Origin of the sequence: Arthrobacter sp. M4, assembly GCF_020251205.1 — a bacterium.
GTDB lineage: Bacteria > Actinomycetota > Actinomycetes > Actinomycetales > Micrococcaceae > Arthrobacter.
Window position 1 is genome coordinate 1 of the sequence record NZ_JAIWYX010000036.1, and the last position, 8469, is coordinate 8469.

The following is an 8469-nucleotide window of genomic DNA, read 5'->3' on the forward strand; positions in this document are numbered from 1 at the left end:
ACCCAGCCCCTGATACCACCGCGGCTCAGACAAATACCTGTCCAAATCCTCCGCCGCCACACGCACCCGCTCAACGAGTTCAGTGTCGGAGGCAAGCTGCTGCAGTTGGTCCCGGCTGATGGAGCCAAGTAGCGCGATCGGATCGGATCGGCTTGCTTCCCATAGTTGGGGGTTTAGGCTCTGAAATAGTTCCCGGGTGGGACGGTGCCATGACCAGCGAAGATTCGTCGCGAGGCGCGAGAGAGGCCGGATCGGCTCGGGCAGAACAGTTCGGACAGTAAACCTGCGGATTGCCTTCACGAGCGTCACACTAACTGACATGCAGGACCGCTGGAACAAGCTTTCGGTTTCTTTTAGGTAAATGACACATTGCTGTTCGGAATATGGACCTCACCCTTAGCAAATTGTGATTTTTGTCGCTAACGTCGAGCCTGTGACGATTTCTCCGCAGACCAGTGCACCTACCCGGACCAAGACCAAGACCAAAGCGGACATCACGGACGGCCTCCGTTTTGGCCGTTTCCCGATCACCGCGGTTCAGCCGGTCGTTGAGGCAGGGAAGTTCCCCGCCAAGGCCCTCCCGGGCGAAGATCTGGTGGTGGGTGCCACGGTCTTCCGTGAAGGGCACGATCAGCTCGGCGTCAGCGCCGTCTTGCTGGACCCCCGTGGACGCGAGCGCCAGCGAGTCCGGATGGCCCCCCCGCCCGGCGAGCGAGGCAAGGGGACAGACCGCTGGGAGGGAATCCTCACACCACCCACCATCGGAAACTGGTCATTTGTGATCGAGGCCTGGCATGACCGCTACGGCACGTGGCACCACAACGCCGAGGTAAAGATCGAGGCGGGAATCGACGTCGAGCTGATGCTCGCCGAGGGCGCTGCCGTGCTGGCTGGAGCGGCCGACGAGACCGGCCGTAGCGGGGCCGACAAACGCACCCTGCGGGCGGCCGCGGACACACTGGCCGATTCTTCGAAATCGGTTGAGGAGCGGTTGGCCGCCGGATTTAGTGACGAAATCGCGGCAGTAATCGAGCGACTGCCGATCCGGGATTACGTGACAGTCTCCGAACGGTTCCCGCTCAAGGTTGAACGGGATGCCGCAGGCCGCGGATCCTGGTACGAATTCTTTCCCCGGTCAGAGGGCGCTGTTTTCGATCCGCACTCTGGAACCTGGACCTCAGGAAACTTCAACACAGCGGCCAAGAGGCTCGACGCGGTGGCGGAGATGGGCTTTGACATCATTTACATGCCGCCCATCCATCCCATCGGCCGGGAATTCCGCAAGGGCCGGAACAACACGCTGGTTGCAGGCCCTAACGACCCCGGATCACCGTGGGCCATCGGTGCCGCAGAGGGCGGCCACGACGCAATCCACCCGGACCTTGGCACCTTTGAGGATTTTGACGCGTTTGTGACGCGTGCCAACGAGCTCGGCCTCGAGGTCGCGCTGGACCTCGCTTTGCAGGCTGCTCCCGACCACCCGTGGGTCGAGTCGCACCCGGAATGGTTCACCACTCGTGTGGACGGCAGCATCGCCTACGCAGAAAACCCGCCCAAGAAATACCAGGACATTTATCCGCTCAACTTCGACAACGACCCCAACGGACTATCCAAGGAGATCCTGCGGATCGTCCTGCTTTGGGTAAGCCACGGCGTCAAGGTATTCCGCGTTGACAACCCGCACACCAAACCCGTCTGGTTCTGGGAATGGCTCATCGGTCAGGTTAACAAGAAGCACCCGGACGTGGTGTTCCTTGCAGAGGCTTTCACCCGGCCGGCCATGATGCACGCACTCGGCAGGGCTGGCTTCCAGCAGTCCTACACGTACTTCACGTGGCGCAACACCAAGACTGAGCTGGAACAGTACTTCACGGAAGTCAGCCACGTGTCACCGGCGTACTTCCGGCCAAACTTCTTCGTGAACACGCCCGACATCCTGACCGAGTACCTCCAGTACGGCGGACCGGCTGCATTCAGGATTCGCGCCGCGCTTGCCGCGACAGCCAGCCCGTTATGGGGCGTCTATGCGGGGTACGAGCTTTACGAGCACGTGGCCAGGCCGGGAGCAGAGGAGTACATCGACAATGAGAAGTACGAATACAAGGACAGGGACTGGGACGCCGCAGCAGCGTCAGGCCGCTCCCTTGCCCCGTACATCACCCGGCTTAACGAAATCCGACGCGCCCACCCGGCGTTCGGCGACCTCCAGAACCTGACCGTGCACAAGGCCACTGACGATCACACGGTTGTGTATTCGAAGCACAAGAAGCTGGCTGATGGCACCAAGGACACCATCATCGTCGTCGTCAACGTGGATCCGCACGTGGCGCGCGAAGGCGCGGTGTCCCTGGACTTGTCCGCCTTGGACCTGGATCCGGCCGACTTCACGTCGAACGGGCGGTTCTGGGTTGACGATCTGATCAGTGGCGAAAGCTGGGAGTGGGGCGAATACAACTATGTTCGCCTCGACCCCCATGTTGAACCGGCCCACATCCTCAGCATTAGGAGGCAGCGCCCGTGAGTTTCAGTCCGCAAACGCCAACCCAGTTCTTCTCTCCGAAGAGCACCTTCGAATTGAACGCCCCCGGCCTCCAGCATGATCCTCACTGGTACCGAAAAGCGGTCTTCTACGAAGTCCTGGTGAGGGCGTTTGCGGACGCGAACGGCGACGGCTCGGGAGATTTCCAAGGGCTGATCGACAAGCTCGACTACCTGCAGTGGCTGGGCGTCGATTGCCTGTGGCTGCCGCCGTTCTTTCATTCACCGTTGCGCGACGGTGGATACGACATTGCCGACTACAACTCGGTGCTGGACGAGTTTGGCACAATCAGCGACTTCAAGCGGCTTGTTGCCGAAGCCCATGCGAGGGGCGTCCGGGTCATTATCGACCTTCCCCTGAACCACACCTCGGACCAGCATCCGTGGTTCCAGGAGTCGCGCAAAGACCCGGATGGGCCCTATGGAGACTTCTATGTCTGGAGCGACACGGACCAGAAATACGAGGATGCCCGCATCATTTTCGTGGATACCGAAGAATCAAACTGGACATTCGATCCCATTCGGCGGCAGTTCTTCTGGCACCGCTTCTTCAGCCACCAGCCGGACCTGAATTTCGAAAATCCCAAAGTGGTGGAGGCCGTCTACGACGTGGTTCGTTTCTGGCTGGACCAGGGGATCGATGGATTCCGAGCGGACGCCATTCCGTACCTGTATGAAGAAGACGGCACCAACTGCGAAAACCTCCCGGCAACCCACGCCTTCCTGAGGGACCTGCGGAAGATGGTGGACGAGAACTACCCGGGCCGCATCATCATCGCCGAAGCCAACCAGCCGCCGCACGAGGTTGTGGAGTACTTCGGCACGGAGGACCAGCCCGAGTGCCACATGGCCTTTCACTTCCCGATTATGCCGAGGCTGTACTACGCCCTACGGGACCAAAAGGCCGCTCCGATCATCGACACGTTCCGCGATACACCGGACATTCCGATGGGGGCCCAGTGGGGGACGTTCCTCCGTAACCACGACGAACTGACCCTGGAAATGGTCACCCAGGATGAACGCGCGGCCATGCTGGGCTGGTATGCCCCGGACCCTCGCATGCGGGCCAATATCGGTATCCGCCGCCGCCTGGCTCCGCTCCTGGATAACTCCCGGGCGGAAATCGAACTCATCAATGCCTTGCTGCTCTCGTTGCCGGGAAGCCCATTCCTGTACTACGGGGACGAGATTGGCATGGGCGACAACATCTGGCTGGAAGACCGCGATGCCGTCCGCACGCCAATGCAGTGGAACCCGGACCGCAACGCCGGCTTCTCCACGGCTGACCCCGGCAAGCTGTACCTGCCCGTCATTCAGTCATTGGTTTACAACTACGGCATGGCCAACGTCGAGGCGGAGGCGGCCCACTCGGGCTCCCTGCTTCGCTGGACCCGCCAGATCCTGTCTGTGCGGAAGAACCACGCGGCTTTCGGCTTGGGCGGCTACCGTAACGTCCCGGCGGACCACGATGCCGTGCTCGCGTACCTTCGAGAACTTCCGGAAGGCAACCCGGAGGGCGAATCCGCGGAGACGGTCTTGTGTGTCTTCAACCTGTCCCAGCACCCGGTGGCGACCACAGTGGACGTGCCCGAGTACGCAGGTCGTGGGCTGCGCGATGTCTTTGGCGGACAGCCCTTCCCGGCAATTCGCGAGGACGGTTCCCTAACCCTGACGCTCGGCAGCCACGACTTTTTCTGGCTCCGCATTAGGTCGGCAGGGTCCAACCCATCATCACCATATACACAGGCAATCCCGGTGTTATCGATAGAGGGGTGACATGACAAGCGTAGACGTGAACTCCCTGTACACGCTCCTCCGCGAATGGCTTCCCGCGAAACGCTGGTTCCCCGCCAAGGGCGGAGACTTCACCCTCGACGAGCGTGTCGCCTTCACCCTGGGCCCCGCAGCGGCATCCAGCGACGACCCTGAGAAGCCCCGCCTGGAGGTCCACCTCGCCGCGTTGGGCTACACGACGGCCGACGGCGTCGATCACAATGACCTGATCCAGTTGCCGTTGAGCTTCCGCTCTTCGCCGCTGGCCGGCGCCGAAACGGCGCTGGTGGGCGAGGTCGGCGGCACTTGGATCTACGACGCCGTCCACGACCCCGTGTTTGTTGCCGAATGGCTGGAGCTCATGCGGACCCAAGCGCCCACCCTGGATGGATTGGCGCAGGGTCACGCGGTGAAAGGGGCCCTGCCGATTCCGCAGACAGGCGGCCTGATCAAGGTCCTGTCCGGCGAACAGTCCAACAGTTCCGTCATTGTCGACGACGGCACCAACAGCGCCATCGTGAAAATCTTCAGGGCAGTGTCCGCCGGCCGCAATCCAGAGGTTGAGGTCGGCGCCGCGCTCACCGCTGCCGGTACGCGCGAAGTGCCGGCGACCCTCGGTTGGGTCACCGCTGGCTGGAACGGCACCCAAGGTGACGCGTCCGACGTCGAAACCTCCGGCGTCGAGAACTCTCACCAAAACGGCGGCGGCAAGCGAACGCCCGACGGCGGCAGCGCGGAAATAGGCGACGGCGGGAATGCCGATAGGGCCGCCGGTATAACGCTGGCCGGTCCCGTCCAGGTTGACCTCGCCGTCGCACATGAATTCCTCACCGGCGGCCGGGACGCTTGGCGCCTGGCCGTTGAAGCGGCCGCGAGCGGCACCGACTTCACCTCCGAGGCACGCGCCCTTGGCGCGGCCACAGCAACCGTTCACTTGAGGCTGCGGGAGACGCTCGGCACCACCACGGAGTCGGAGCCGGGCGGCGACGTCGCTCTGGCCTTGGTCCGCCGGGTCCGGCAGGCATGGGCTGAGGCGGGCAGCGCCGTCGGCCCGTATGACGCACGCCTCGATTCACTGCTGGCCCGGCTCGAAGACGCAGAAACGGGCCCGCTACAACGAATCCACGGTGATCTCCACTTGGGCCAGATTCTGCAGGTTCCTGGGCAGGAAGGCCAGCCTGCCCGGTGGGCCATCCTTGACTTTGAAGGGGAGCCGCTGCGTCCCATCGAGGAACGCAATGTCCCGGATGTTCCGCTTCGCGACGTAGCAGGGATGCTGAGGTCCTTTGACTACGCCGCCGGAGCGGCAGAGCGGGAGAAACCCGGCGTTTCGGTTCCGGATAACTGGGTTGATGATTGTGCTTCGGCGTTCCTTTCCGGATATGCGGAAGTAACTCCGGGAACGATTGACCGCCGCTCGCCGCTGTTTGTGGCATTGTGGCTGGACAAGGCTTTATATGAGGTCGTTTACGAGCTGCGAAACCGCCCGGACTGGCTCTCCATTCCGGTGGACGCATCGCGCATTCTCCTCGCAAACACCAGTCCCGGCGGGAACGCCGCGGCTGCAGCGGAAGGTAAGGAAATGACTGGCTCAACGCATACCGATCGGCCCCACGCACCACTCCCCGTGGATGCCGATACCCTCGGCCGAGTGGCCGTCGGCATGCATCATGCACCACACTCTGTGCTCGGGGCCCACCTAGACGATCACGGCCACGTCACTGTCCGCACGGTCAAGCACCTTGCCGAATCTGTTTCGGTGGTTACCGAAAAAGGCACCACACCCATGACGCACGAGGCAGACGGCGTTTGGGTGGCCGTCGTCGAACCTGTATCCCACGGCCACGTCCCGGACTACCGCCTTGAAGTCACCTACAAAGGCCAGGAACCGAAGCAAGTCGACGATCCATACCACTATCTTCCGACGCTGGGGGAGCTTGACCTCCACCTCATCGGCGAGGGGCGGCATGAGCGCCTTTGGGACGCGCTCGGGGCTCACGTCCAGCGCTACAGCTCCTCGCTGGGCAACGTGGACGGCGTTTCCTTCGCTGTATGGGCACCCAATGCCCAAGCCGTTCGAGTGAAAGGCGACTTCAACAGCTGGGACGGCCGCCACCACTCCATGCGTTCCCTCGGTTCCTCGGGCATCTGGGAGATCTTCATCCCGGGCGTCGAGGCAGGGGCTTGCTACAAGTTCGAGATGCTGAGCCGTTGGGGGCACTGGGTGGAAAAGGCCGACCCACTGGCTTTTGGCACCGAAGTTCCGCCGCAGACGGCGTCCAAAGTAGTCGAGTCGCATTATCGATTCAAGGATGCCGACTGGATGGCTGCCCGTGCCCTGCGGGACCCGCACAATTCGCCCATGAGCGTCTATGAAGTACACCTCGGCTCTTGGCGTTTGGGGCTGGGCTACCGGGAACTGGCCAAGGAACTTGTTGACTACGTCAAGTGGCTGGGCTTCACGCATGTGGAGTTCATGCCGGTAGCCGAGCATCCGTTTGGCGGTTCCTGGGGCTACCAGGTCACCTCGTACTACGCTCCCACATCGCGCTTCGGGCACCCCGACGAATTCAGGTACCTGGTGGACCAGCTCCACCAGGCCGGAATCGGCGTTCTGCTGGACTGGGTGCCGGCACACTTCCCCAAAGACAGCTGGGCTTTGGCCGAATTTGATGGTGCCCCGCTATACGAACACTCCGACCCCACCCTGGGCGAGCACCCGGACTGGGGAACACTGATCTTCGACTTCGGTCGGACAGAAGTGCGCAACTTCCTGGTTGCCAACGCCCTCTACTGGCTGGACGAATTCCACATCGACGGCCTGCGGGTGGACGCCGTTGCTTCCATGCTCTACCTCGACTACTCCCGGGACGAAGGCCAGTGGCGGCCCAACCGGTTCGGCGGACGCGAGAACCTCGAGGCGATTTCCTTCCTCCAAGAGATGAACGCCACCGTCTACAAAACGCATCCGGGCGTTGTGACCATCGCCGAGGAATCAACCGCATTCCCGGGTGTGACGGCTCCGACAAACACCGGGGGCCTGGGCTTCGGCCTGAAGTGGAACATGGGCTGGATGCACGATTCCCTGAAGTACATCTCAGAAAACCCGGTGAACCGGCGCTGGCACCACGGCACCATGACGTTCTCCATGGTTTATGCGTTCACGGAGAACTTCCTCCTCCCAATCAGCCACGATGAGGTCGTTCACGGTAAGGGCTCCATGCTTCGCAAGATGCCAGGCGACCGCTGGCAGCAGTTGGCCAACCTGCGGGCCTTCCTGGCTTTCCAGTGGGCCCACCCGGGCAAGCAGCTGATCTTCATGGGCACTGAATTCGGCCAGGAAGCTGAGTGGTCAGAACAGCATGGACTGGACTGGTACCTTGCAGACATTCCTTCCCACCAAGGCCTGCAGTTGCTCACCAAGGAACTCAACGAGCTCTACCGTTCAACGCCTGCCCTTCACGACAAGGACAATGAGCCCAGCGGTTTCCAGTGGATCAATGGCGGCGACGCCGATCGCAATGTCCTGTCATTCATCCGCTGGGGAGCGGACGGCAACCCGCTGGTGTGTGCCGTGAACTTCTCTGGCGGCCCGCACAACAACTACCTGCTGGGCGTGCCGGCGGCAGGGGAGTGGGAAGAAGTTCTCAACACCGACGCCGAGGTTTATGGCGGATCGGGAGTTGTGAACGGTGGCGCCTTGACCGCTGAGGTGGCGCCCATGGATGGCCAGCCTGCGACGCTGACTGTCACCCTTCCACCATTGGGAGCCTCATGGTTTAAGCCCGTGGCAACGGTGGGAGAGGTTCCTGTCACGGATTCAATAGGCATCGAGATCCGGCGAGCGACTGACGCCTAGGAGTCAGGCAAGCTGGAGAGGGCCCGTGAACCGAGTGTTCACGGGCCTTCTTGGGTGTGCAGCGGAGCCGAGGAGAACGCCTTGCAACCCGACTTTGCGATCTCGAAAAGGTGGTGGTAAAGTAGATACCCGCAAAGCTCCCCAGGTGCTTTCAGCGAGGCTGCCCGCAACCGCATGGATGTGGGCGCCGGAGACGCTGATTTGACTCGGGTGAAGCAAGCGGGTAAGTTTGAAAAGTTGCTCCGGAGCGATCCTGGACGGTTGTCTGGGTGGTGTCGGGTGTGCCTGTTGTTTGAGAA

4 protein-coding genes are annotated in these 8469 nt (G+C 62.0%); 3 read left to right on the forward strand and 1 reads right to left on the reverse strand.

Going from position 1 to position 8469, the window contains the following annotated elements; all coding sequences use genetic code 11:
* Positions 1–321, reverse strand: a 321-nt coding sequence (locus tag LD110_RS23200; RefSeq protein WP_263855482.1) for a DUF3417 domain-containing protein, incomplete at its 3' end; no start/stop codon positions are given.
* A 112-nt stretch (positions 322–433) separates the two neighbouring features.
* Here LD110_RS23200 and LD110_RS23205 point away from each other — a divergent pair.
* The 3 genes from LD110_RS23205 to glgB are packed head-to-tail and all read left to right on the forward strand — an operon-like array spanning position 434 to position 8170.
* On the forward strand, positions 434–2521 hold the full coding sequence (locus LD110_RS23205; protein WP_308012480.1) for a maltotransferase domain-containing protein: 2088 nt from the start codon (positions 434–436) through the stop codon (positions 2519–2521).
* Positions 2518–4314, forward strand: coding sequence for a maltose alpha-D-glucosyltransferase (gene treS, locus LD110_RS23210; RefSeq protein WP_225502306.1), 1797 nt, complete (start codon positions 2518–2520; stop codon positions 4312–4314). Before LD110_RS23205 ends, treS begins: the two co-directional genes overlap by 4 nt.
* A gap of 1 nt (position 4315) precedes the next feature.
* Entirely contained in the window at positions 4316–8170 is a 3855-nt protein-coding gene (gene glgB, locus LD110_RS23215) for a 1,4-alpha-glucan branching protein GlgB (RefSeq protein WP_225502307.1), read from the forward strand.
* Positions 8171–8469 lie beyond the last annotated feature (299 nt).